Annotated in this window: 21 protein-coding genes, 2 tRNA genes and 1 rRNA gene; 16 read left to right on the top strand and 8 right to left on the bottom strand. The window is 66.2% G+C overall.

What is annotated here, in order from left to right:
• Nucleotides 1-265: 265 nt before the first annotated feature.
• The 3 genes from DFLDMN_RS16310 to DFLDMN_RS16300 form a co-directional block, all read right to left on the bottom strand.
• Nucleotides 266-341 (bottom strand) — tRNA-Ala (locus DFLDMN_RS16310).
• Between the two features lie 10 nt (nt 342-351).
• A tRNA-Ile gene (locus DFLDMN_RS16305) sits at nt 352-428 on the bottom strand.
• Nucleotides 429-491: 63 nt separating this feature from the next.
• Nucleotides 492-2,023: ribosomal RNA gene (locus DFLDMN_RS16300) — 16S ribosomal RNA — on the bottom strand.
• Nucleotides 2,024-2,142: 119 nt separating this feature from the next.
• Here DFLDMN_RS16300 and DFLDMN_RS16295 point away from each other — a divergent pair.
• On the top strand, nt 2,143-2,361 hold the full coding sequence (locus tag DFLDMN_RS16295; RefSeq protein ID WP_423195917.1) for a hypothetical protein: 219 nt from the start codon (nt 2,143-2,145) through the stop codon (nt 2,359-2,361).
• Nucleotides 2,362-2,543: 182 nt separating this feature from the next.
• Here DFLDMN_RS16295 and DFLDMN_RS16290 read toward each other — a convergent pair whose 3' ends face one another.
• Nucleotides 2,544-3,320 (bottom strand): enoyl-CoA hydratase, encoded by a 777-nt coding sequence (locus DFLDMN_RS16290; protein WP_423195916.1) that lies wholly within the window; start codon nt 3,318-3,320, stop codon nt 2,544-2,546.
• Nucleotides 3,321-3,449: 129 nt separating this feature from the next.
• Between DFLDMN_RS16290 and DFLDMN_RS16285 the strand changes: the two genes are divergently transcribed.
• The 4 genes from DFLDMN_RS16285 to paaK all read left to right on the top strand — a co-directional run bounded on the left by DFLDMN_RS16285 (nt 3,450) and on the right by paaK (nt 6,450).
• Entirely contained in the window at nt 3,450-3,704 is a 255-nt protein-coding gene (locus tag DFLDMN_RS16285; protein WP_423195915.1) for an RNA-binding protein, read from the top strand.
• 122 nt (nt 3,705-3,826) lie between these two features.
• Entirely contained in the window at nt 3,827-4,660 is an 834-nt protein-coding gene (gene paaG / locus DFLDMN_RS16280) for a 2-(1,2-epoxy-1,2-dihydrophenyl)acetyl-CoA isomerase PaaG (protein ID WP_423195914.1), read from the top strand.
• Between the two features lie 11 nt (nt 4,661-4,671).
• Nucleotides 4,672-5,124, top strand: coding sequence for a hydroxyphenylacetyl-CoA thioesterase PaaI (gene paaI, locus DFLDMN_RS16275; protein ID WP_423195913.1), 453 nt, complete (start codon nt 4,672-4,674; stop codon nt 5,122-5,124).
• 21 nt (nt 5,125-5,145) lie between these two features.
• Complete coding sequence (gene paaK, locus DFLDMN_RS16270) at nt 5,146-6,450, top strand: phenylacetate--CoA ligase PaaK (RefSeq protein WP_423195912.1); 1,305 nt, start codon at nt 5,146-5,148, stop codon at nt 6,448-6,450.
• Nucleotides 6,451-6,464: 14 nt separating this feature from the next.
• Here paaK and DFLDMN_RS16265 read toward each other — a convergent pair whose 3' ends face one another.
• Nucleotides 6,465-7,643 carry a murein transglycosylase A gene (locus DFLDMN_RS16265; protein WP_423195911.1) on the bottom strand — a complete coding sequence of 393 codons (1,179 nt, stop codon included), beginning with the start codon at nt 7,641-7,643 and terminating at the stop codon, nt 6,465-6,467.
• Nucleotides 7,644-7,732: 89 nt separating this feature from the next.
• On the opposite strand from DFLDMN_RS16265, the gene DFLDMN_RS16260 reads away from it, so the two are divergent.
• On the top strand, nt 7,733-7,930 hold the full coding sequence (locus tag DFLDMN_RS16260) for a hypothetical protein (RefSeq protein WP_423195910.1): 198 nt from the start codon (nt 7,733-7,735) through the stop codon (nt 7,928-7,930).
• Nucleotides 7,931-8,000: 70 nt separating this feature from the next.
• On the opposite strand, the gene apaG is transcribed toward DFLDMN_RS16260, so the two are convergent.
• Nucleotides 8,001-8,375: a Co2+/Mg2+ efflux protein ApaG gene (gene apaG, locus DFLDMN_RS16255; protein ID WP_423195909.1), complete on the bottom strand. Its 375-nt coding sequence runs from the start codon at nt 8,373-8,375 to the stop codon at nt 8,001-8,003.
• A gap of 244 nt (nt 8,376-8,619) precedes the next feature.
• On the opposite strand from apaG, the gene rpe reads away from it, so the two are divergent.
• From rpe to DFLDMN_RS16215, 8 genes are all read left to right on the top strand, one after another.
• The gene (rpe, locus tag DFLDMN_RS16250) at nt 8,620-9,315 is read left to right on the top strand and encodes a ribulose-phosphate 3-epimerase (RefSeq protein WP_423195908.1); all 696 of its coding nucleotides are present in this window, start codon (nt 8,620-8,622) and stop codon (nt 9,313-9,315) included.
• A 14-nt stretch (nt 9,316-9,329) separates the two neighbouring features.
• Nucleotides 9,330-10,058, top strand: a complete 729-nt coding sequence (gph, locus tag DFLDMN_RS16245; RefSeq protein WP_423195907.1) for a phosphoglycolate phosphatase — start codon at nt 9,330-9,332, stop codon at nt 10,056-10,058.
• A gap of 527 nt (nt 10,059-10,585) precedes the next feature.
• The gene (locus DFLDMN_RS16240; RefSeq protein WP_423195906.1) at nt 10,586-12,133 is read left to right on the top strand and encodes an anthranilate synthase component I family protein; all 1,548 of its coding nucleotides are present in this window, start codon (nt 10,586-10,588) and stop codon (nt 12,131-12,133) included.
• A 20-nt stretch (nt 12,134-12,153) separates the two neighbouring features.
• Entirely contained in the window at nt 12,154-12,747 is a 594-nt protein-coding gene (locus DFLDMN_RS16235) for an aminodeoxychorismate/anthranilate synthase component II (protein WP_423195905.1), read from the top strand.
• A gap of 95 nt (nt 12,748-12,842) precedes the next feature.
• On the top strand, nt 12,843-13,871 hold the full coding sequence (trpD, locus tag DFLDMN_RS16230) for an anthranilate phosphoribosyltransferase (RefSeq protein WP_423195904.1): 1,029 nt from the start codon (nt 12,843-12,845) through the stop codon (nt 13,869-13,871).
• Nucleotides 13,872-13,974: 103 nt separating this feature from the next.
• Complete coding sequence (gene trpC, locus DFLDMN_RS16225) at nt 13,975-14,778, top strand: indole-3-glycerol phosphate synthase TrpC (protein ID WP_423195903.1); 804 nt, start codon at nt 13,975-13,977, stop codon at nt 14,776-14,778.
• Nucleotides 14,779-14,796: 18 nt separating this feature from the next.
• On the top strand, nt 14,797-15,417 hold the full coding sequence (locus DFLDMN_RS16220) for a CYTH domain-containing protein (protein WP_423195902.1): 621 nt from the start codon (nt 14,797-14,799) through the stop codon (nt 15,415-15,417).
• A gap of 190 nt (nt 15,418-15,607) precedes the next feature.
• Nucleotides 15,608-16,384: a uracil-DNA glycosylase gene (locus DFLDMN_RS16215; RefSeq protein WP_423195901.1), complete on the top strand. Its 777-nt coding sequence runs from the start codon at nt 15,608-15,610 to the stop codon at nt 16,382-16,384.
• 166 nt (nt 16,385-16,550) lie between these two features.
• Here the strand turns inward: DFLDMN_RS16215 and DFLDMN_RS16210 are convergent, their stop codons facing one another.
• Complete coding sequence (locus DFLDMN_RS16210; protein WP_423195900.1) at nt 16,551-16,829, bottom strand: acylphosphatase; 279 nt, start codon at nt 16,827-16,829, stop codon at nt 16,551-16,553.
• A gap of 148 nt (nt 16,830-16,977) precedes the next feature.
• Between DFLDMN_RS16210 and DFLDMN_RS16205 the strand changes: the two genes are divergently transcribed.
• Entirely contained in the window at nt 16,978-18,744 is a 1,767-nt protein-coding gene (locus DFLDMN_RS16205) for an ABC transporter permease (RefSeq protein ID WP_423195899.1), read from the top strand.
• 19 nt (nt 18,745-18,763) lie between these two features.
• Nucleotides 18,764-20,116 (top strand): nitrate/sulfonate/bicarbonate ABC transporter ATP-binding protein, encoded by a 1,353-nt coding sequence (locus tag DFLDMN_RS16200; protein WP_423195898.1) that lies wholly within the window; start codon nt 18,764-18,766, stop codon nt 20,114-20,116.
• A gap of 159 nt (nt 20,117-20,275) precedes the next feature.
• Here DFLDMN_RS16200 and DFLDMN_RS16195 read toward each other — a convergent pair whose 3' ends face one another.
• Complete coding sequence (locus DFLDMN_RS16195) at nt 20,276-22,762, bottom strand: FUSC family membrane protein (RefSeq protein WP_423195897.1); 2,487 nt, start codon at nt 22,760-22,762, stop codon at nt 20,276-20,278.
• Between the last annotated feature and the right edge of the window lie 24 nt (nt 22,763-22,786).

Below are 22,786 nucleotides of genomic sequence, written 5' to 3'. Positions count from 1 at the left end.
CTCCGACACGCTCACTACAGGTCTGAGTTCTCGCGTTTGTGCCGTATTCCAAGTCATCTTTCGATCACTGGATTACATTTTGGTTGATACAATCACAACCCGGTATCGCGCATACTGCCGCGCATCTCATCAATGCGCACGCGACACCTTTACTACATCCCATATTGTTAAAGAACAGCCAATCTTGCGATTGCTTGGCAATGCCAAATGAAAGCGCTCTCTCTTGCTTCTCGAAGCAGCGCTTTCATTTGGACTACCAGGGTAGTGGTGGAGGATGACGGGATCGAACCGACGACCCCCTGCTTGCAAAGCAGGTGCTCTCCCAGCTGAGCTAATCCCCCCGCGATAACTTGGTGGGTCTGGTAGGACTTGAACCTACGACCCCCGCCTTATCAAGACGGTGCTCTAACCACCTGAGCTACAGACCCTTGGCTGTAACAGCAAACAAACCGATAAGTGTGAACGCTTGACTCCAGGACACGCGCCTCTGGAAAGGAGGTGATCCAGCCGCACCTTCCGATACGGCTACCTTGTTACGACTTCACCCCAGTCATGAACCCTGCCGTGGTAATCGCCCTCCTTGCGGTTAGGCTAACTACTTCTGGCAAAACCCACTCCCATGGTGTGACGGGCGGTGTGTACAAGACCCGGGAACGTATTCACCGCGGCATGCTGATCCGCGATTACTAGCGATTCCAGCTTCACGTAGTCGAGTTGCAGACTACGATCCGGACTACGATGCGTTTTCTGGGATTAGCTCCCCCTCGCGGGTTGGCAACCCTCTGTACGCACCATTGTATGACGTGTGAAGCCCTACCCATAAGGGCCATGAGGACTTGACGTCATCCCCACCTTCCTCCGGTTTGTCACCGGCAGTCTCTCTAGAGTGCTCTTGCGTAGCAACTAAAGACAAGGGTTGCGCTCGTTGCGGGACTTAACCCAACATCTCACGACACGAGCTGACGACAGCCATGCAGCACCTGTGTCCACTTTCCCTTTCGGGCACCTGATGCATCTCTGCTTCGTTAGTGGCATGTCAAGGGTAGGTAAGGTTTTTCGCGTTGCATCGAATTAATCCACATCATCCACCGCTTGTGCGGGTCCCCGTCAATTCCTTTGAGTTTTAATCTTGCGACCGTACTCCCCAGGCGGTCAACTTCACGCGTTAGCTACGTTACTGAAGAAATGAATCCCCAACAACTAGTTGACATCGTTTAGGGCGTGGACTACCAGGGTATCTAATCCTGTTTGCTCCCCACGCTTTCGTGCATGAGCGTCAGTCACGTCCCAGGGGGCTGCCTTCGCCATCGGTATTCCTCCACATCTCTACGCATTTCACTGCTACACGTGGAATTCTACCCCCCTCTGACGCACTCTAGCCTTGCAGTCACAAGCGCAATTCCCAGGTTGAGCCCGGGGATTTCACGCCTGTCTTACAAAACCGCCTGCGCACGCTTTACGCCCAGTAATTCCGATTAACGCTCGCACCCTACGTATTACCGCGGCTGCTGGCACGTAGTTAGCCGGTGCTTATTCTTCCGGTACCGTCATCCACCCCAGGTATTAGCCAGAGCGATTTCTTTCCGGACAAAAGTGCTTTACAACCCGAAGGCCTTCTTCACACACGCGGCATTGCTGGATCAGGGTTGCCCCCATTGTCCAAAATTCCCCACTGCTGCCTCCCGTAGGAGTCTGGGCCGTGTCTCAGTCCCAGTGTGGCTGATCGTCCTCTCAGACCAGCTACTGATCGTCGCCTTGGTGGGCCTTTACCCCACCAACTAGCTAATCAGACATCGGCCGCTCCTATTGCGCGAGGCCTTACGGTCCCCCGCTTTCACCCTCAGGTCGTATGCGGTATTAGCTAATCTTTCGACTAGTTATCCCCCACAACAGGGCACGTTCCGATGTATTACTCACCCGTTCGCCACTCGCCGCCAGACCGAAGTCCGCGCTGCCGTTCGACTTGCATGTGTAAGGCATGCCGCCAGCGTTCAATCTGAGCCAGGATCAAACTCTTCAGTTCAATACCTGTGTGGTGCCGAAGCACCTCGCTCTTTCGAGCGGTCGCTCACTCTCAGAAAACTGACTGGCTCCGTCCGAAGACAGAACCAACATGTTTTACTGTGCGAGCACTGATAACTTTTGAAGCTCCCGAACCCTCGATCAGATCGAGACTCCGGTGCGTCCGTCATCAAGCGCCCACACTTATCGGTTGTTTGTTTGTTAAAGAACCTTGCGCTTCCGGCTTTGCCGTTCGCGCCGCTGCTGCGCTTGTTTCTGCGTCAGCAGCGCAGAAGCGAGATTATGCTGCGCTTTTCACTACTCGTCAACAGCTTCGTCAGTTTTATTTTGCTGCGCTGACGTTCCGCCGACTCTTGCTTCTACTTCTACTACCACCCGCAAACCCGCGCCGTCTGGTCGTTTCCGTTCGGCGTTGTGTTGCGAGGGGGCGAATATTAAGCCCGATTTCACAGCACTGCAACACATGCGTGAAAGCCCCTTCACCGCCCTCGGGTATTCCCTGATTCGTCCTCTGCGCCGTCTCAGCGATGGCGGAAGTCCGGGCTGCGTTTTTCGACGAACGCAGCCATGCCTTCCTTCTGGTCCTCGGTGGCGAAGGTCGCGTGGAACAGGCGGCGCTCGAAGTGGATGCCTTCGGCCAGGCTGGTCTCGTAGGCGGCGTTGACCGACTCCTTGATCATCATGACCACCGGCAGCGAGAAGCCGGCGATGGTCTCGGCCGCCGCGACCGCTTCGTCGAGCAGCTTGTCGGCCGGCACCACGCGCGACACCAGCCCGGCGCGCTCGGCCTCGGTGGCGTCCATCATGCGGGCGGTCAGGCACAGGTCCATGGCCTTGGCCTTGGACACCGCGCGCGGCAGCCGCTGCGTGCCGCCCGCGCCGGGCATGGTGCCGAGCTTGACCTCGGGCTGCCCAAACCTGGCGCTGTCGGCGGCGATCACGATGTCGCACATCATCGCCAGCTCGCAGCCGCCGCCGAGCGCGTAACCGGCCACGGCGGCGAGTACCGGCTTGCGGATGCGGCGGATGGTTTCCCAGTTGCGCGTGATGTAGTCCCCCTTATAGACGTCCATAAAGGAGTACTGGGCCATCATGCCGATATCGGCGCCCGCTGCAAATGCGCGCTCGCTACCGGTGATGACGATGCAGCCGATCGCCTCGTCCTGGTCGAAGGCGGTCAGCGCGCTGCCCAGTTCGTCCATCAGCGCGTCATTGAGCGCATTGAGCGCCTTCGGACGGTTCAGGGTCACGATGCCGACGCGACCGCGCGTCTCGACGAGGATGTTCTGGTACGACATTGTCTGCTCCTGTTGTGGATCGGGGTTGCCAAGTGTAGCCAGACCGCGCTGTTATTTCGCGGCATGACGACCTAGACTCATGGTTGCGCACATCGAGCCGGTGCCTGCCTGGCACGACAGGAGGACATCATGTCACGCCTGATGTTGACGAACATCGATCCGGATGCATCCGAAAACGACATCCGCGCGTTCCTGCACAAATACGGCCTGCCCGATTCCAATGCCTGCGAACGGCTCGAGGGCGACGGCTCGCAGCCTTCGGTGGTCCTCACCTACGACGACGTCGATGCGGAGACGCTGCACAAGTACGCCGAGCGCATCCACCACATGTACTGGCACATGCGCGAGCTGACCGCACAGGTCCTGCACGACCGCTTTGCCTGAGCGCCGGCGCCGGGCTACCCGTCCGCCCACGGCCTGCGCAGGGCCTGCGCGGGACCCGCCGGGGCGGCCCTAGGGGATAGTGCCAATATTTCCCGACTGCGTGGTCGGTTAATTTCAGCACGATGCCACGGGAGACCCCTATGCCTTCGTCGCCAGCCCGCCGTTCCTCGTTGGATTCCGGTCCCATCCTGCTGCAATGGCATGGCGACGTGGCCGTGGTCACGCTGAACCGGCCAGACAAGCTCAACAGCTTTACGCGGGCGATGCACGAGGCATTGCGGAGCGCGCTCGACCAGGTCGAGGGTGCCGGCGCGCGCGCGCTGCTGCTGACCGGTGCCGGTCGCGGCTTCTGCGCCGGCCAGGACCTCGCCGACCTCGACTTCACGCCAGGCCGCCAGACCGACCTCGGCGAGATCATCGACGGCTTCTTCAACCCGCTGGTGCGCCGCCTGCAGGCGATGCCGCTGCCGGTGATCGCCGCCGTCAACGGTACCGCCGCCGGGGCCGGGGCGAACCTGGCGCTGGCGTGCGATATCGTGCTGGCGGCACGTTCGGCCAGTTTTATCCAGGCCTTCGTCAAGATCGGGCTGGTGCCGGACTCCGGTGGCACATGGCTGCTGCCCAAGCGCATCGGCATGGCGCGTGCGCTAGGCCTGGCGATGACGGGCGACAAGCTCAGCGCCGACGAGGCCGAGAAATGGGGCCTGATCTGGGAAGTCATGGACGATCCGCTGCTGCCGGAGCAGGCCCTCGCACTGGCCACGTATCTGTCGGCGCAGCCCACGCGCGCGCTGGCCGCGATCAAGCACGCCATACGCGCCAGCGCGACCAGCACCCTGGAGGTCCAGCTCGACCTCGAACGCGACCTGCAGCGCGAGCTGGGCCGCTCGCACGACTACATCGAAGGGGTCAACGCGTTCCTCGAGAAGCGCGCGCCGCGCTTTACCGGCGCATAGGGAGCCGCGCCATGTCCGAGCACAGCGACCAGGCCCAGGCGCTCGCGCAGGCCGCCGCCAGCGCCATGTACCAGGCCGATGCCTGCAGCCGCTGGCTCGGCATCGTGGTGGAAGCGGTACGACCCGGCTATGCGCGGCTGTCGATGCCGGTGCGCGCCGAATTCCTCAACGGGCACGGCATCTGCCATGGCGGGCTGATGTTCACGCTCGCCGATTCCGCGTTCGCGTTTGCCTGCAACAGCCACAACATCAATACCGTCGCGGCCGGCTGCAGCATCGAATTCCTGCAGCCGGTGCACGGCGGCGATGTGCTGACCGCGGAGGCCGTGGAGCAGGTGCTGGCGGGTCGCCACGGCATCTACGACATTCGCGTAACCAACCGTGCCGGCGTGCCCGTGGCGATGTTCCGCGGCAAGTCGGCCCAGATCCGGGGCAACGTGGTGGCGCCCCCGGATGCCGCCTGACCCGATTCGACAGGAGACCCCATGCGCCCCGCCCTCACCGACCTGCCGCTGGAGCCGATCGAGACCGCCAGCCCGCAGGCATTGCAGGCACTGCAGCTCGAGCGCCTGAAATGGTCGCTGCACCATGCCTATGCGAATTCCCCGGTGTACCGGCGCAAGTTTGACGACGCGGGCGTGCACCCGGAACAGCTGCGCTCGCTGGCGGACCTTGCGCGCTTTCCGTTCACCACCAAGCAGGACCTGCGCGATCACTATCCGTTTGGCATGTTCGCGGTGCCGCAGGACCAGGTGGCACGCATCCATGCGTCGTCCGGCACCACCGGCAAACCCACCGTGGTGGGCTACACGCTGCGCGATATCGAGACCTGGTCCAACGTGATGGCGCGGTCGATCCGGGCCTCGGGCGCGCGGCGCGGCGACAAGGTCCATATCAGTTATGGCTACGGGCTGTTCACGGGCGGGCTGGGCGCGCACTACGGCGTGGAGCGCGCGGGCCTGACCGCTATCCCGTTCGGCGGCGGGCAGACCGAGCGCCAGGTGCAGCTGATTCTCGACTTCAAGCCCGAGATCATCATGGTCACGCCGAGCTACATGCTGGCGATCGCCGACGAACTCGAGCGCCAGGGCATCGATCCGGCCTCCACCTCGCTGCGCATCGGCATCTTCGGCGCCGAGCCGTGGACGCCCGAAATGCGCGTGGCCATCGAGAAGCGTCTCGGCATTTCGGCGGTCGATATCTATGGGTTATCGGAGGTGATGGGCCCGGGCGTGGCCAACGAGTGCGCCGAAACCAAGGACGGCCCGACCATCTGGGAAGACCATTTCTATCCGGAGATCATCGATCCCGAGACCGGCGCGGTGCTGCCCGACGGCGAATTCGGCGAGCTGGTGTTCACCTCGCTCACCAAGGAGGCGATGCCGGTGATCCGCTATCGCACGCGTGACCTGACGCGACTGCTGCCGGGCACCGCGCGGCCGGCCTTCCGTCGCATGGAGAAGATCACGGGGCGTGCCGACGACATGATGATCATCCGCGGCGTCAACGTGTTTCCGTCGCAGATCGAGGAGCTGATCCTCAAGCATGCCGGCCTGGCGCCGCATTATCAGTGCGTGCTGGCCAAGGAAGGCCCGCTCGATACGCTGACCGTGCGGGTGGAATGCGGGCATGGCGCCGATGCCGCCGCGGCGTCGACCGCACGGGCCGCGCTCGCACACGACATCAAGGCGTATATCGGCGTGACGGCCGCGATCGAGCTGCTGGGCGAAGGCGGCATCGAGCGCTCGGTCGGCAAGGCGCGCCGCATCGTCGACCAGCGCCCCCGCTAGCCCGCCCGCGCGGTTCAGCCGCGCGGCATCAGCACCCACATGCGGCCGCCCTGCTTCATGCGGCCGGCCGTCTCGCCGGCGGCATCGCCGGCGCCCCAGAAGAAGTCCGCGCGCACGCCGCCCTTGATGGCGGAACCGGTGTCCTGCGCAAACATCAGGCGCTGAATCGGTTCGGTCGAGAGCGGCCGCGTGGTGGACAGGAACACCGGCACCCCGAGCGGGATGGTGGCGGGGTCGACGGCGATCGAGCGTTCCGCGGTCAGTGGCACCCCGAGCGCGCCCACCGGGCCATCGTTATTGGGGGGCAATTCCTTGAAGAACACGAAGCGCGGATTGACGTTGAGCATCTCCTCGACGCGGCCAGGGTTGGCGCGCGCCCACGCCTTGATGCCCTGCATGGTCGCCTGCACCGGGGTGATCTCGCCCCGGTCGAGCAGCCATTTGCCGAACGAGCGGAACGGCTGGTCGTTGGTGCCGCCAAAGCCGACGCGCATGATGGTGCCGTCCGGCAGGCGGATGCGGCCGGAGCCCTGGATCTGCAGGAAGGCGGCTTCCACCGCGTCGTCGACCCAGACGATTTCATTGCCGCGCATGGCCGGGTTCTGCATCAGCTCCGCGCGCGGCGGCAGCGCACCGCGCCCGAGCGCGGCGGGCCGGCGATAGAGCGGCACCTGGTACGGGCCCTGGCGCGTGCGCGAGCCATGCAGGATCGGCTCGTAATAGCCGGTGATCAGGCCGTTGTCGGTGCCATCGCCATTGATCACCCGGTACGGCTGGAAATTGGTCTCGAAGTATTCGCGCATGGCGGCGAGGTCGCCGGCGTCGACCATGATGCCGACCGAGCAGACGCGGTTCCAGTCCGGGCGCTTCTTGAGCGCCTGGCACGTGGCAAGCAGCGCGGGCCAGGCGGCGCGCACATCGTCCTGGCTCCAGCCGCCGACGTCGTTCCAGGTTACCGGCTGCAGCCGCCCCGCCGCGCCGGATACGGCGGGCGCCGGGGTCGACACGCCAGGCGCCCCGCCCGGGCCCTGTACGCGCGGCGGGGGACCGCTGGAACAGCCGGCCAGCCAGATCGCCACGCCGGCCAGCAGCAGCCAGCCAAGGCGGCCGGGGTTGCCGGATGGCAGGCGGGCCAGTTGCCGGATCCGAGTTGCCGTGCCGCGCGATGCCACGGCCAATGCCAGATTTGCCATTTCTTGTTCGTTACGGTTATCGGGTGCCTGGGCGCGGGCCCATCCCCTACAATCGCGGCTGGTGACGACCACTTTCGCGCGGTGCCCCCATGAGCCAGTTTTTCGAAGACCACCCGATGCTGCTGTTTGCGCTGGAAGCCGGCGTGGCGCTGTTCCTGCTGATCTTCATCGTGATCTGGACCATGGGAACGGCGAAGAAGCATCCGCGTCCGACGCGCGCGCCGGACGACCATCCCTCGCGCGCCAAGGCGCCGCCGCGCACGGAAGACCCGCCGCGCGATGCCTGAGGCCTGAGGCCCGAGGTCGGATGGGGCCTGCAGCCTGGCCGGTTGCCGAAGCGTGGCGCGCAGGCACGCGTCAGTGCAGCATGCGCGGCAGCACCAGCGCGAATTCGGGAATCGGTACCTCGAACCGGTGGCCATCCTCGGCCACGCAGAAATACTCGCCCTTCATCGATCCTACCGGCGTGGAGATGGTGGCCCAGCTGGTGTATTCGAAATGCTCGCCCGGCTTGAGCAGGGGCTGGTGACCGACCACCCCGAGGCCCGCCACTTCCTGCGACGCGTTGTCGCTGTCGGTGATGACCCAGTGGCGCGAAATCAGCTGCGCGGCCACCTCGCCGGTGTTGCGGATATTGATGGTGTAGGCGAAGGCATAGCGCCCCCGCTCGGGGTCCGACTGGTCCGGCAGGTACTGGGTACGTACCGCCACGGAAAACGCATACTCGCTCATATCGACGGATCGACGGGCCGGCAGGGCTCGGAAAGTTTTGTGGGAGGGCGGCCGGCGGCCGGTGCCGCTGGCCCGGGTGTCCCGCATTGTGCGACAAGGGCCCGGCAGCGGCAAGCGGGCCGACCGGCGTAGAATATGCGGCTTCGAATCGAAAGCACCCCTGGCGCGCGCGCCTGCCGGACGGTCCGGCACCGGGCCCCCGCCCCGGCGCCCCGCGCCAACGCCCCAACAAGGCTTCACCGTCATGACCACCTACCGTATCGCCCCGTCCATCCTGTCCGCCGATTTTGCCCGTCTGGGCGAGGAAGTGCGCCGCGTGACCGAGGCCGGCGCCGACTGGATCCACTTTGACGTGATGGACAACCATTACGTGCCCAACCTGACCGTGGGCCCGATGGTGTGCGAGGCAATCCGCCCGCACGTCACCGCGCCCATCGACGTGCACCTGATGGTGCGCCCGGTCGACCGCATCATTCCGGACTTTGCCAAGGCCGGCGCCAATATCATCACGTTCCACCCGGAAGCGAGCGACCACGTCGACCGCTCGCTCGCGCTGATCCGCGACCACGGCTGCCAGGCCGGCCTGGTGTTCAACCCGGCCACGCCGCTGCACCACCTGGACCACGTGATGGACCGCCTCGACGTGGTGTTGCTGATGTCGGTCAACCCGGGCTTCGGCGGCCAGTCGTTCATTCCGGAGACGCTGAACAAGCTGCGCGCGGTGCGCGCCCGCATCGACGCTTACACGGCACGCACCGGCCGCCAGATCCTGCTCGAGGTCGATGGCGGCGTGAAGGTGGACAACATCGCGGAGATCGCCGCGGCCGGCGCCGATACCTTTGTGGCTGGCTCCGCCGTGTTCGGCAAGCCCGACGCCGATGGCGGCTACCGCGGCATCATCGGCGCGCTGCGCGGCGAGCTGGCCACGGTCGGCAAGTAACCGCGGGAGCCGCCATGAACATCGAGATTCTGCGCCGCACGGACTGGACCGGTATCCAGGCGGTGATCGTCGACCTGGACGGCACCATGGTCGATACCGCCGGCGACTTCCACGCCTCGATCAACGCCATGCTGCTGGCGCTGGCCCATGCCCACCCGGCGCTGGGCCCGGTTGCGCCGATGTCCGCGCAGGAGATCGTGAGTTTTGTCGGCAAGGGCTCGGAAAACCTGATCCGGCGCGTGCTGGAAGTCCGCTTTCCGCAGCAGGCCACCGCGTTGTTCGACCAGGCCTACGATCACTACGATCGCGAATACGTACGCATCAACGGTCAGTTCTCGTCGCTCTACCCCAATGTGCGCGAAGGCCTGGCGGCCCTCAAGGCGCTCGGTCTGCGGCTGGCCTGCGTGACCAACAAACCCGGTAATTTCACCGAGCCGCTGCTGGCCAAGACCGGCCTGGCGCCGTTCTTCGAGCTGGTCTACCCGGGCGACGCGTTCGCGCTGCGCAAGCCCGATCCGTACCCGCTGCTGCAGGTGGCCGAGGCCTTCCGCGTGGCACCGGCGGCGATGCTGGCCATCGGCGATTCGGAGAACGATGCCCGCGCGGCGCGCGCCGCCGGCATGGGCGTGCTGCTGATGCCGTACGGCTACAACCATGGCCACCCTGTACAAGGCGTCGACGCCGATGGTATAGTCCCCGACATTGCGCGCGTCGCGGCCATCCTGTCCGCGGCACGACGCTAGCTGGCACGCTGGCTGGCCATGGAGTGGGGTTACGGTTCGAGCCAGGATTCGATCTTGTGTTTCGAGCCTGACTTAGGGGTTCTGACTTTAAGGTCCTGGGTCCTGACTTCAAGGTCCTGCCTTACCCAACGCCGGCGACAGCACTGAAACGTTGAACCTTCAAATGTTCGTCAACCGCAAACGCATCTCTTCTGGCAGTGATCGGCAGGCTTGGCCCTGGCGTCGCTGGCACGCCTATATCCAGGCGTAAGGTGCGTTCGCGAGTCTCCTGACGGTCCGCGGCGGCAGCTCCTGCCGATCCGCGATCTCTCCCCGAAGCAGATCCCCGGCCAGCCGGTAGCCCGCATTTCGTGTGCTACGGTTAGCTCCAGGAACGCCCCACACGCCACCCCCGGCCGTGTGCGGTCTTGTCCGCAAGTCTTTCGCACCACGGTCTCTCCCGGGGCGGTCGCGCAGTTTTCCGCCCCCAGCCGATATCGCGGTGTCGCGCCCCTTCCCATGGCGGCCGCCGCAACCAGAGGATCGACATGACCGAACTCGAATTCAAATCGCTGGCCGACCAGGGCTACAACCGCATCCCCATCATGACGGAGGCGCTCGCCGACCTGGAAACGCCGCTGTCGCTGTACCTCAAGCTGGCCCAGTCGCAGACGCGCGGCGTCAACACCTTCCTGCTGGAATCGGTGGTCGGCGGCGAACGCTTTGGCCGCTATTCGTTCATCGGCCTGCATGCCCGTACGCTGCTGCGCGCCTACGGCCAGCGGGTGGAAGTGGTCACCGACGGCAAGGTGGTGGAAACGCACGAGGGCAATCCGCTCGACTTTATCGCCACCTTCGAGCAGCGCTTCAAGGTGGCGCTGCGTCCGGGCCTGCCGCGCTTCTGCGGCGGCCTGGCCGGCTACTTCGGCTACGACGCGGTGCGCTACATCGAGAAGACGCTGGCCAGCACGCAGAAGCCGGACGACCTGGGCCTGCCCGATATCCAGCTGCTGCTGTGCGAGGAACTGGCGGTCATCGATAACCTGTCCGGCAAGCTCTACCTGATCGTCTACGCGGACCCGCACACGCCCGAGGCGTACTCGCGCGCGCGCCAACGGCTGCGTGAGTTGCGCATGAAGCTGCGCCAGCCGGTGGACGTGCCGGTCACGAGCCCCTCGGTGCAGACCGAGGTATACCGCGAATTCGACAAGGCCGACTACCTGGCCGCGGTGCACAAGGCCAAGGAATACATCATGGCCGGCGACATGATGCAGGTGCAGATCGGCCAGCGGCTGATGAAGCCCTATCGCGATGCGCCGCTCTCGCTTTACCGCGCGCTGCGCTCGCTGAACCCGTCGCCGTACATGTACTTCTACAACTTCGGCGATTTCCAGGTGGTGGGCGCCTCGCCGGAGATCCTGGTGCGGCAGGAAACACGCAAGATCGGCGCGCCCGCGGCCAACGGCACCGCCGCCAACGGCAGCGCCGATACCCGTACCTCGCGCATCGTCACCATCCGTCCGCTGGCCGGCACGCGGCCGCGCGGCAATACGCCCGAGCGCGATGCCCAGCTGGCCACCGAGTTGCTCAACGATCCGAAGGAGATCGCCGAGCACGTGATGCTGATCGACCTCGCGCGTAACGATATCGGCCGCATCGCGGAAACGGGCTCGGTCAAGGTGACCGACAAGATGGTGATCGAGAAGTACTCGCACGTGCAGCACATCGTGAGCTCGGTGGAAGGTACGCTGCGCGAAGGCATGAGCAACCTCGACGTGCTGCGCGCGACCTTTCCGGCCGGCACGCTGTCGGGTGCGCCCAAGGTACGCGCGATGGAGATCATCGACGAACTGGAGCCGCGCAAGCGCGGCATCTACGGCGGCGCGGTGGGCTACCTGTCGTTCGGCGGCGAGATGGACCTCGCCATCGCCATCCGCACCGGCATCATCAAGGACGGCAATCTCTATGTGCAGGCGGCGGCGGGCATCGTCGCCGATTCGGATCCCGAGTCCGAATGGAGGGAAACCGAAGCGAAGGCGCGCGCCGTGATCCGCGCCGCCGAGCAGGTCCAGGACGGCCTGGACAGCGACCTCTGAAACCGCACAGGAGAATTGCCATGCTGCTGATGATCGACAACTACGATTCGTTCACCTACAACCTGGTCCAGTATTTCGGCGAACTCGGCGAGGACGTGCGCACATACCGCAACGACGAGATCACGATCGCCGAGATCGAGGCGCTCAAGCCCGACCATATCTGCGTGTCGCCGGGCCCGTGCAGCCCGCGCGAAGCCGGCATCTCGATCGAGGTGCTGCGCCACTTTGCCGGCAAGGTGCCGCTGCTGGGCGTGTGTCTGGGCCATCAGGCCATCGGCGATGCGTTCGGCGGCAAGGTCATCCGCGCCAAGCAGGTCATGCACGGCAAGGTCAGCACGATCGAGACCACCCAGACCGGGGTATTTGCCGGATTGCCGAAGCACTTCGACGTGACGCGCTATCATTCGCTGGCCATCGAACGCGAAACCCTGCCGGACTGCCTCGAAGTCACCGCATGGACGCCCGACGGCGAGATCATGGGCGTGCGCCACAAGACGCTGAACGTCGAGGGCGTGCAGTTCCACCCGGAGTCGATCCTGTCCGAGCATGGCCATGCGCTGCTGGCCAACTTCGTCAAGGCGCCGGGCAAGGCCGCGCCGAAGGTGCCGTCGTGAGGCGGCTCGACACGCCGGGCCTCGCCGCACCGCATCCAGGGAGCGCACGGGAAACCGCGCCCGCAATTGCCAGAGCCATCGCCAGAGAGAGCGCCATGTCCATCACGCCGCAGGAAGCGCTGACGCGCTGCATCGAACACCGCGAGATCTTTCATGACGAAATGCTGCACCTGATGCGGCAGATCATGCAGGCGCAGATTTCGCCGGTGATGGTCGCGGCCATCCTGACCGGCCTGCGCGTCAAGAAGGAAACCATCGGCGAGATCTCGGCGGCCGCGCAGGTGATGCGCGAGTTCGCCAACAAGGTCACCGTGGCCGATCGCGAGCACTTCATCGATATCGTCGGCACCGGCGGCGACGGCTCGCACACTTTCAATATCTCCACCGCGTCGATGTTCGTCGCGGCCGCGGCGGGCGCCAGGATCGCCAAGCACGGCAATCGCGGCGTCAGCTCGAAGTCGGGCAGCGCGGATGTGCTGGAGGCGTTCGGCGTCAATATCATGCTGACGCCGCAACAGGTGGGCGAGTGCATCGCGCAGACCGGCATCGGCTTCATGTTTGCGCCGACCCACCATCCGGCCATGAAGAACGTGGCGCCGATCCGCAAGGAAATGGGCGTGCGCACCATCTTCAATATCCTCGGGCCGCTGACCAACCCGGCCGATGCGCCCAACATCCTGATGGGCGTGTTCCACCCCGACCTGGTCGGCATCCAGGTGCGCGTGATGGAGCGCCTGGGCGCCAGCCATGCCATCGTGGTGTACGGCAAGGACGGCATGGACGAGGTATCGCTGGGCGCGGCCACGATGGTCGGTGAACTCAAGGATGGCGAAGTGCGCGAGTACGAGATCCATCCCGAGGACTTCGGTCTTTCGATGATCTCGAACCGCGGCCTCAAGGTGGCCGACGCGATCGAGTCGAAGGAGATGGTGCTCGAAGCGCTCGGCAACGTGGCCGGTACGCCGCGCGAGATCGTTACCCTCAACGCGGGCACGGCGCTGTACGCGGCCAACGTGGCGAGCTCCATCGCCGATGGCATCGGCCGGGCACGCGAAGCCATTGCCAGCGGTGCCGCGCGCGAGAAGCTCGACCAGTTCGTGCGCGCCACCCAGCAGTTCCGCTAAGTCCGGTCGTTCCCGCAACAGGACGCGGGAACCCGGCGGCCCGGTCCGTCACCAATCGAACTGGGCTCCCGCGCATCGCGGGGGCATCATCGAGAGCATCGCCATGTCAGACATCCTGCAGAAAATCCTGGCCGTGAAGGCCGACGAAGTGAATGCGGCGCGCAAGCAGCGCGACCTGCCGAGCCTGCGCAGCGAGGCCGAGAGCCTGCGCCACGAGGCGGGCCTGGCGCCGCGCGGCTTCGAACGCGCGCTGCGCGACAAGATCGCGGCTGGCCACGCCGGCGTGATCGCGGAGGTCAAGAAGGCCTCGCCGTCCAAGGGCGTGCTGCGCGAACACTTCGTGCCGGAAGCAATCGCCGAAAGCTATGCCACGCATGGCGCGGCCTGCCTGTCGGTGCTGACCGACGTGAACTTCTTCCAGGGCCATGCCGATTACCTGAAGCGCGCGCGCGGCGCATGCCCGCTGCCGGCCCTGCGCAAGGACTTCATGATCGACCCCTACCAGGTGTACGAAGCGCGCACCTGGGGCGCCGACTGCATCCTGCTGATCGTGGCCGCGCTCGATCCGGGCCTGATGGCCGAACTCGAGGCCTGCGCGCATGAACTCGGCATGGACGTGCTGGTGGAAGTGCACGGCCCCGACGAACTCGACCGCGCGCTACGCCTGAAGACGCCGCTGCTCGGCGTGAACAACCGCAACCTGCGCACCTTCGAGGTTTCGCTCGACAACACCATCGACCTGCTGCCGCGCATGCCGGCCGAGCGCCTGGTGGTGACCGAATCCGGCATCCTGGGACCCGACGACGTCAAGCGCATGCGCGAGGCCGATGTGCACGCCTTCCTCGTGGGCGAGGCCTTTATGCGCGCGCCGGAGCCGGGCGTGGAACTGGCGCGGCTGTTTGCCTGAACGTTTTCCGGAGCTCCCATGGCGCGCGAGATCGAGCTGAAGCTGGCGGTACCGGACCCTGCGCTGGCGGCGGTCGCGCATTGGCTCGACCAGCAAGGCGAAGCTCGCGGCGAGGTGACCATGCTCAACGTCTACCTCGACACGCCGGCGCGCGACCTCGCCCGCGCGCGGGCCGCCTTGCGCCTGCGCCGCAAGGACGCGCAATGGCTGCAGACGCTCAAGACCGTCGACGCCGGCGCTAGCAGCACCGGCGGCCTGGCCGCGCGCCATGAATGGGAAACCGAAGTCGCGGGCGAGGCCATCGAGCCCGCGCGCTTTCCCGACGCCGCGCGGAGCGTGGTGGAGCCGCTGCTGGCGCGGCTGGTGCCTGTGTTCCGTACGGACTTCGTGCGCCGCACCTGGCTGGTCGAACAGGATGGCGCGCGCATCGAGGCGGCGCTCGATACCGGCGCGATCAGCGTGCCAGGCACCGATCGCTCCGAGCGCATCCAGGAAGTCGAATTCGAGTTCCTGTCCGGCGACGAAGCCCAGGCCGAGGCCGCGCTGCGGGCCTTCGGCGCGCGCCTGTGCGCAGAGGTAGCACTGGCACCGCTCGACCTGAGCAAGGCCGCGCGCGGCTATCGGCTGGCCCAATCCTGATCCGCGCCAATGCCGCCGGCAGGCTTTCCGCGACCTTTCCGCGCCTCTTTCCGCGCCTCTTTCCGCGACCTTGTTCCGCGACCTTTTTCCGCGACCTTTTTCCGCGACCTTTCCGCGACCTTTTTGCGCGGCCTGGGCGGACGCCTGTCTCTGACTGCCCTTGACTGACTCCCTTTACTGGCCCGTTCGCATGCAAGCCGACCTCTTCGCTCCCACCACGCCCGCGCCCGCCCCTGCGCCCGAGCCCTCCGCGGCCGCGCCGCTGCAGGCCCAGGTCGATGCGCTGCCCGCCGCGTGGCGCGCGCTGATGGCGCCATGCCTGACCGGCCCGGCGTGGGAAGCGTTGGCGCGCTTTGTCGATGGCGAGCGTGCGGCCGGCAAGCCCGTGTTTCCGCACACGGTCTTCCACGCGCTGCACCTGACACCGCCGGACGCGGTCAAGGTGGTGATCCTGGGCCAGGACCCTTACCATGGCACCGGCATGGTTGGCGGCGTGGAAGTCCCGCAGGCGCACGGGCTGGCGTTCTCGGTGCCCGATGGCGTCAAGGTGCCGCCGAGCCTGCGCAATATCTTCAAGGAGATTGCGGCGGAGTACGGGGCCGAGCCCGCACGCCCGTCGGGCAATCTGGAGGGCTGGGCACGTCAGGGCGTGCTGCTGCTGAACACCGTGCTGACGGTGGAACAGGGCCAGGCCGCGAGCCATGCACGGCGCGGGTGGGAGGCGGTGACCGACTGCGTGATCCACGCGCTGGGGGCCGCGCGACCGCATCTGGTCTTCATGCTATGGGGCAGCCATGCTCAGGCCAAGCGCGCGCTGCTGGCCGGCGCAGACCATTGCGTGCTGGAGGCCCCGCATCCCTCGCCCCTGTCCGCCCACCGCGGCTTCCTCGGCTGTGGCCATTTCCGCGCGGCCAATGACTGGCTCGAGCGCCATGGGCGCGGCGGCATCGACTGGCTGGTCGCCTGACGATCGAGGTCCTCTCGCCGCCGCGCGGCCAATTGCCGGCCTGCCTCGGTGCAGGCCGGGGTGGCAACCGGGATGGCGGCTGGGGTGGCAACTGGGGTGGCAACGCGCGCCGAGACCAGCCCTCTCAGCCTCTCCCTCCAAGGCCCGCCGCGGGTCGACGCCTGGCTCAGGCCGTGGGCAGCCACTCGAAGCGGCTGAAACTGCCGTCGCCGGGCTCGGTCTCCACGCGCGATACGCGCGCCGCGGGCGGTCCGGCCTGCATCCACTCCCTTAATGCCTGAAGCTTGTCCACCGGACCGGCGGCCATGACCTCGACCGTGCCATCGGCGCGGTTGCGGACCCACCCGGTCAGACCAAGCGCGGTGGCCCGGTCCAGACAGGTGGCGCGGTAGCCTACGCCCTGGACGAGGCCATGGGCGGTCAGGTGCCAGATTTCGGTTGTCATGGGGTTCTGGTAAGTTGGGGGCGTTGTCGTTATCGGCCCGGGGGCATGCCTTCCGGTATGTCCTCAGGTCAGCTTCCGGACCCGGTCATGCGTTAGAGGTGTTGCGTCAGAGGATAGCAAAACGCCGTCCGCATCTCATTCCACCGCCATGCAAAACGACCGCAACGCTACCCCGGCGCCCGCAGCCGACTCTCCCGGCTACGTCGGCTCGCTGCTGACGGCGCCTCCGAACCGCTTCGACCTCGCGCTGTTGCCGATCCTGCTCGCCGCGATCGTCATCGTGGCCTATGCCGCGCAGCAGATGAACGTGCCGTACCAGCCCGGCGAGGCGCTCGACGTGCGGCTCGATGTGGCGTACCTGCCCTACTATCTGATGCGCACCAGCATCCGCATGCTGGCCGCGCTCGGTGCCTCGCTGCTGTTCTCGTTCGCGTTTGCGGCCATCGCCTCGAAGAATCGCACCGCGGAAAAGGTGATGGTGCCCGCGCTCGACATCCTGCAGTCGATCCCGGTGCTGGGCTTCCTGTCGATCACGGTGACGGGCTTCATTGCGCTGTTCCCGGGCAGTCTGGTCGGCGTGGAATGCGCCGCCATCTTCGCCATCTTCACCTCGCAGGCGTGGAACATGGCGTTCAGCCTGTACCAGTCGATCCGCACGATTCCCGGCGACCTGCTGGAAGCCGCCACCATGTTCCGGCTCTCGGGCTGGCAACGCTTCTGGCGGCTCGAAGTGCCGTATGCCATGCCGGGCCTGCTGTGGAACATGATGATGTCGATGTCGGGCGGCTGGTTCTTCGTGGTGGCCTCGGAAGCCATCTCGGTATCCGGCCACGATATCCGCCTGCCGGGCATCGGCTCGTATATCGCCCTTGCCATCCAGCAGCAGGACCTCGGCGCGATCGGCTGGGCCATCGTGGCCATGCTGGTCGGCATCGTGATCTACGACCAGTTGCTGTTCCGCCCGCTGGTGGCGTGGGCGGACCGCTTCCGCTTCGAAACGCTGGCGCAGGACGACGCCCCGCAATCGTGGCTGCTCGACCTGCTGCGCCGCTCGGCGTGGGTCCATGCGTTGCTCAAGACCAGCGCCGCACTGGCCGGGCACACGCTGGCGTGGAGCGCGCGCCGCCATCGCACGGCGCCCATGCCGGCGGCGGCACGCTCGCACCCGCTGGCGCCGTGGTTCGAGCGCCTGCGCGATGCCGTGATCGTGCTGATTGCGCTGGCCGCGCTCTATCGCGTCTTTCATTTCGTCCATACCGAGGTGGGCTGGGCCGAGGCGGCGCATGTGTTCTGGCTTGGCGTGCTGACCATGACGCGCGTGATCGTGCTGATCGCGCTGGCGGCGCTGATCTGGGTGCCGATCGGCATCCGCATCGGCCTCAATCCGTCGATTGCACGCATCGCGCAGCCGGTGGCGCAGTTCCTGGCCGCGTTTCCGGCCAACCTGATGTTTCCCCTCGCGGTGATGGCAATCGTCAAGTTTCGCCTCGATCCCGAGGTCTGGCTCAGTCCGCTGATGATCTTCGGCACGCAGTGGTACATCCTCTTCAACGTGGTGGCGGGTGCCTCGGGCATCCCTACCGAGCTGCGGCTGGCGGCGCGCAATTTCGGCCTGCGCGGCTGGCTGATGTGGCGCCGCTTCCTGGTGCCCGCGGTTTTCCCGAGCCTGCTGACCGGCCTGGTGACGGCGGCAGGCGGGTCATGGAACGCGAGCATTGTGTCGGAGTACGTGACGTGGGGCGACAAGACCGTGGTGGCCACGGGTCTCGGCAGCTATATCGCCGAGATGACGTCGCGCGGCGATTTTCCGCGCATCGCCCTCGGCATCGGCGTGATGGCCCTGTTCGTGGTCGGCTTCAACCGGCTGCTCTGGAACCGGCTCTATGACCTTGCGCAGGCGCGCAACCGGCTGTGAGCCTCCACGAAAGACTGCAATGGCAATGCAAGACCCAACCATCGCCACGGCTGCGCCCGTGATCGAACTGCGCCATGTGGGCAAGGTATTCCGCACGGCCGACCACACCGACCGCGCGGTGCTGGAAGGCGTGGACCTGACCCTGCGCGAGGGCGAGATCGTCGCCATGCTCGGCAAGTCCGGCTCCGGCAAGTCCACGCTGTTGCGCATCATGGCCGGCCTGGTCGCGGCCGACCGCGGCGAGGTGCGCTTTCGCGGCCAGCAGTTGACCGGTGCGGCGCAGGGCATCGCGATGGTGTTCCAGTCGTTTGCGCTGTTTCCGTGGCTGTCGGTGCAGCAAAATGTGGAGCTCGGGCTGGAGGCGCAGGGTGTGGGCAAGTCCGAACGGGCGCGGCGGGCCGAGGCCGCCATCGACATGATCGGCCTGTCCGGCTTCAACAGCGCCCTGCCACGCGAGCTGTCGGGCGGCATGCGGCAACGCGTGGGCATTGCCCGCGCGCTGGTGACCGAGCCGGACCTGCTGCTGATGGACGAGGCCTTCTCCGCGCTCGACGTGCTGACCGGCGAGACGCTGCGCGACGAGATGCTCGAATTGTGGGAGACCGGGCGCGCCAACATCCGCAGCATTCTGATCGTGTCGCACAACATCGAGGAGGCGGTGATGATGGCGGACCGCATCGTCATCCTGTCGAGCGACCCCGGGCGCGTACGCGCGGAAGTGCGCGTGCCGTTCGCGCGGCCGCGCAATCGCGACGATGTGCAGGTGCGCGCGCTGATCGACGAGGTCTATGCGCTGATGACCTCGCCCGCGGCGATGGGGCCGCGCGTGCCGGCCATGGCGGCCGCCGAACAGATCGGCTATCGCCTGCCCGACGCGGATATCAGCCAGATGGAGGCCATTCTCGACCTGCTGCTCGAAGCGCCGTTCGAGGGCCGGGCCGACCTGCCGCATCTTGCCGGCGAGGCCGGCCTGACCGACGACGAGCTGTTGCCAGCCTGCGAGGCCCTCCAGCTGCTGCAGCTGGCCACGCTCGAAGGCGGCGACATCACGGCGACCGCGCTCGGCCGCACCTACTACGCGGCCGAGGCGGGCGAGCGCAAGGCCTTGTTTGGCAAGCAGCTGCTGGACCGCGTCGCGCTGGCCGCGCATATCCATCGCGAGCTGGCGGCGAGCGAGGATGGCGAAGTGGGCGAAGAGCAGATCCTGCGCGAGCTCGAGGCGTTCCTCAAACCCGACGAGGCGGAACGCGTGCTGACGGTGGCGATTGCGTGGGGCCGCTATGGCGAGGTGTACGCGTATCAGTACAACCGCGGCATGCTGACGCTGCCGGAAGCCGACAGCGAGACGCCGCGCGACGGTCAGGACGGCTGAGCCGCGCCGGCCGCGTACCGGGCCCGACCATGGCGCGTCCCGCCTCGGGGTCGTCTCGCCCCGTCAAGAGCGGATAACGGCAAACCGGTAGCGGATGGTGGGTGGCGTGCGGCCAGGGTAGCGGGTAGCAGATAGCCAATTGCCGCCTGCGTGCTTACGCTAGTCTTCGCGCCGGATCGCGCGCCCGATGGCGCCCGTGCGCAGGGCGATCTTGGCCGCGTCCTCGCGCAGCGCGCGCAGGCGCCGCTCCAGCAGCGCATTGGCCGCGCGCCCCGTGGAGCTTGCGGTGGAGGCGCCATCGGGCGCGAACCGCGGCCCCTCGCCCACGCTCATCTCGCCCGACGCGGCGGCCTGCACCAGTACCTCGGCCTTGCGCCGGTCGGCCGAGTCGGCAATGCGCGCGCGCCGTTCGTCGGCATCGTCGGCCTGCCTGGCCGCAAGCTCGGATTCGACCACCGCCTTGCCTTCCGCCTTGCCTTCCGCCCTGCCCTCCGCCCTGCCCTCCGCCCTGCCATCCGCCCTGCCATCCGCCCTGCCATCCGCCCCAAGATCCGCCCCGGCGATCAACACGTCGCCCGCGCCCGCCTCGGTGGCGGCGAGTCCGGCCACCGCCACCTCGGCCGGCGTGCGGATAAAGCCGACACCGCGCGCGCCGTGGAGCTCCTCTCCCGCCAGGCGCTCGCTCGCCAGCTCCAGGCTGCGCGTGGCCGCGTCCGTGGCCTGTGCGACCGCCGCCTCCGCGGCCGGCATATCGAGTTCGCCAAAATGCTGGCGCACCTGGATACGCGCCGCGGCGATATGCGCGGCCACCAGGTAGTTCTGCACGATAAAGCGGTTGAGATTGTCCACCGCGCGATGCCGGCTGCGCGGTTCGTCGAGCATGCGCTGGAACGATGCGATCAGCGCCGACAGGCTGTCCATGAACTGCTTGCGCTGCACGCGATAGGCAAAGTCGTCGGTGGTCCTGCGCAACAGCAGGTCACGCGTGGCCGCGATATAGCGGCGATTGGCCAGCAGCACGCCTTCCACCAGCTTGGGAATGGCACGATATTCCCAGCTCGGCAGCACAAAGCTGAAGATCGACGCCACCACGCCGCCGATCACCGTATCGATCAGGCGCTCGCCCACCACGGTCTGGCTCCCCGGTGCCAGCAGGTTGATCTGGATCAGCACCTGCACGCACGCCGCGATGGCCGTATAGCGATACTTGATGGTGACAAAGGCCGCGCTCGCCACCAGCGCCACGAACAGCACGCCCAGCAGCAGCAACGGCTCGTGAACAAAGCGCAGCACCGCCACGCTGATGATGCAGCCGATCAGCGTGCCGATCAGACGATCGTTGTAGCGCTGCTTGGTCATGCTGTAGTTCGGTTTCAGGATGACGATGATGGTCAGCAGGATCCAGTAGCCATGCGAGGCGTACGGCAGGTGCTCGCCGATCCAGAGCCCGACCGCCACCGCCATCGTGATGCGCAGCGCAAAGCGGAACGCGGGCGAGCGCCACCTGAGGTTGTCGCGGATCACGCCGAACTCGTACTTCTGCCGCGTCAGGAACGGCGTCATGTCCGTGCCGGGCAGCACCTTGGCCGGCTCCACCGGCGTGCGCGAGGCTTCGTGCACCTGGCCGATCAGCGCAATGGCGCCGCGGATCATTTCCAGCGTGTCGGCCAGCGCCGTCATCGCGGTCGCCGGAATATGGTGGTGCTTGAGCTGCGCGATCTCGCGCTCCACCGCGGCGATGACCGGCGCGTAGTCCACCGTTGCGTACGACGGCCGGCCGCGCGTCACGTCGAACGCGATCTCTTCCACGTCCTGCGACATCTTGCGCACGAGGTCGCGCAAATTGTCGAGCACCGGCGTGCTGCCAAAGGTCTGGCGCAGCATCTGGTAATCGGTGTTGGTCGACAGCACATACTCGTACAGGTCGAGCATGCGCAGGTGCACCTGCACCAGCAGCCCGTCGTGCATGGTCCGGTTGCCGCGCAGCACGAGGTCGCGCGCGGCCTGCTGCCGCTCGGCCACCACGATCTGCTGGCGTACGAGATGGTTGAACTGTTCCTCGTAGTCGTTGCCGGCGTCGTAGAACGCGGCCTTGATCTCGAGATAGCCGGCCAGTTCGTACAACGACTCGGCCAGGATCTGCTGACGCGTGCGGCGCTCCATGACCCAGCTGACCGCCATCGCATAGACCATGTAGGCGGTGGCGCCGGCGCCGAACAGCGCGGCGTGCTCCAGGGCGCGCCGCACCACGAAGTCCTCGTTGATCGTCAGCGTCATGACGAACAGCGCCGAGAACTGCAGCGACATGGTCTTGTTGCCGTACACGGTGAGCATGCCGGCAAAGAACGTGACGGCCACCAGCACGAACGGCATCACGCGCGGGAACGGCGTGGCCATGGCCACCAGCAGCGTCACCGCCGTGCATAGCAGCACGCTGGCCAGCATCTCGTTGAACTTGTGGTTCAACGGGCTCGGCAGGTCCATCAGGCTCGTGCACAGCGCGCCCATCGATACCACCATCGCGCTGGGCAGGTCCATCACCTGCATGGCCAGCAGCGTGGCGCCGATCACGCCCGTGGCCGACCGCAGGCCACGATAAATGTAGTGCGAAAAGAGAAACGTGCGAGGGTCGTGCGCGTATTCCATGGGACGAGGCGATCGGCGGCGGCA

This window comes from Cupriavidus sp. H19C3, from assembly GCF_049393815.1.
Lineage (GTDB): Bacteria > Pseudomonadota > Gammaproteobacteria > Burkholderiales > Burkholderiaceae > Cupriavidus.
This window is presented reverse-complemented; position numbering and strand designations above follow the sequence as displayed.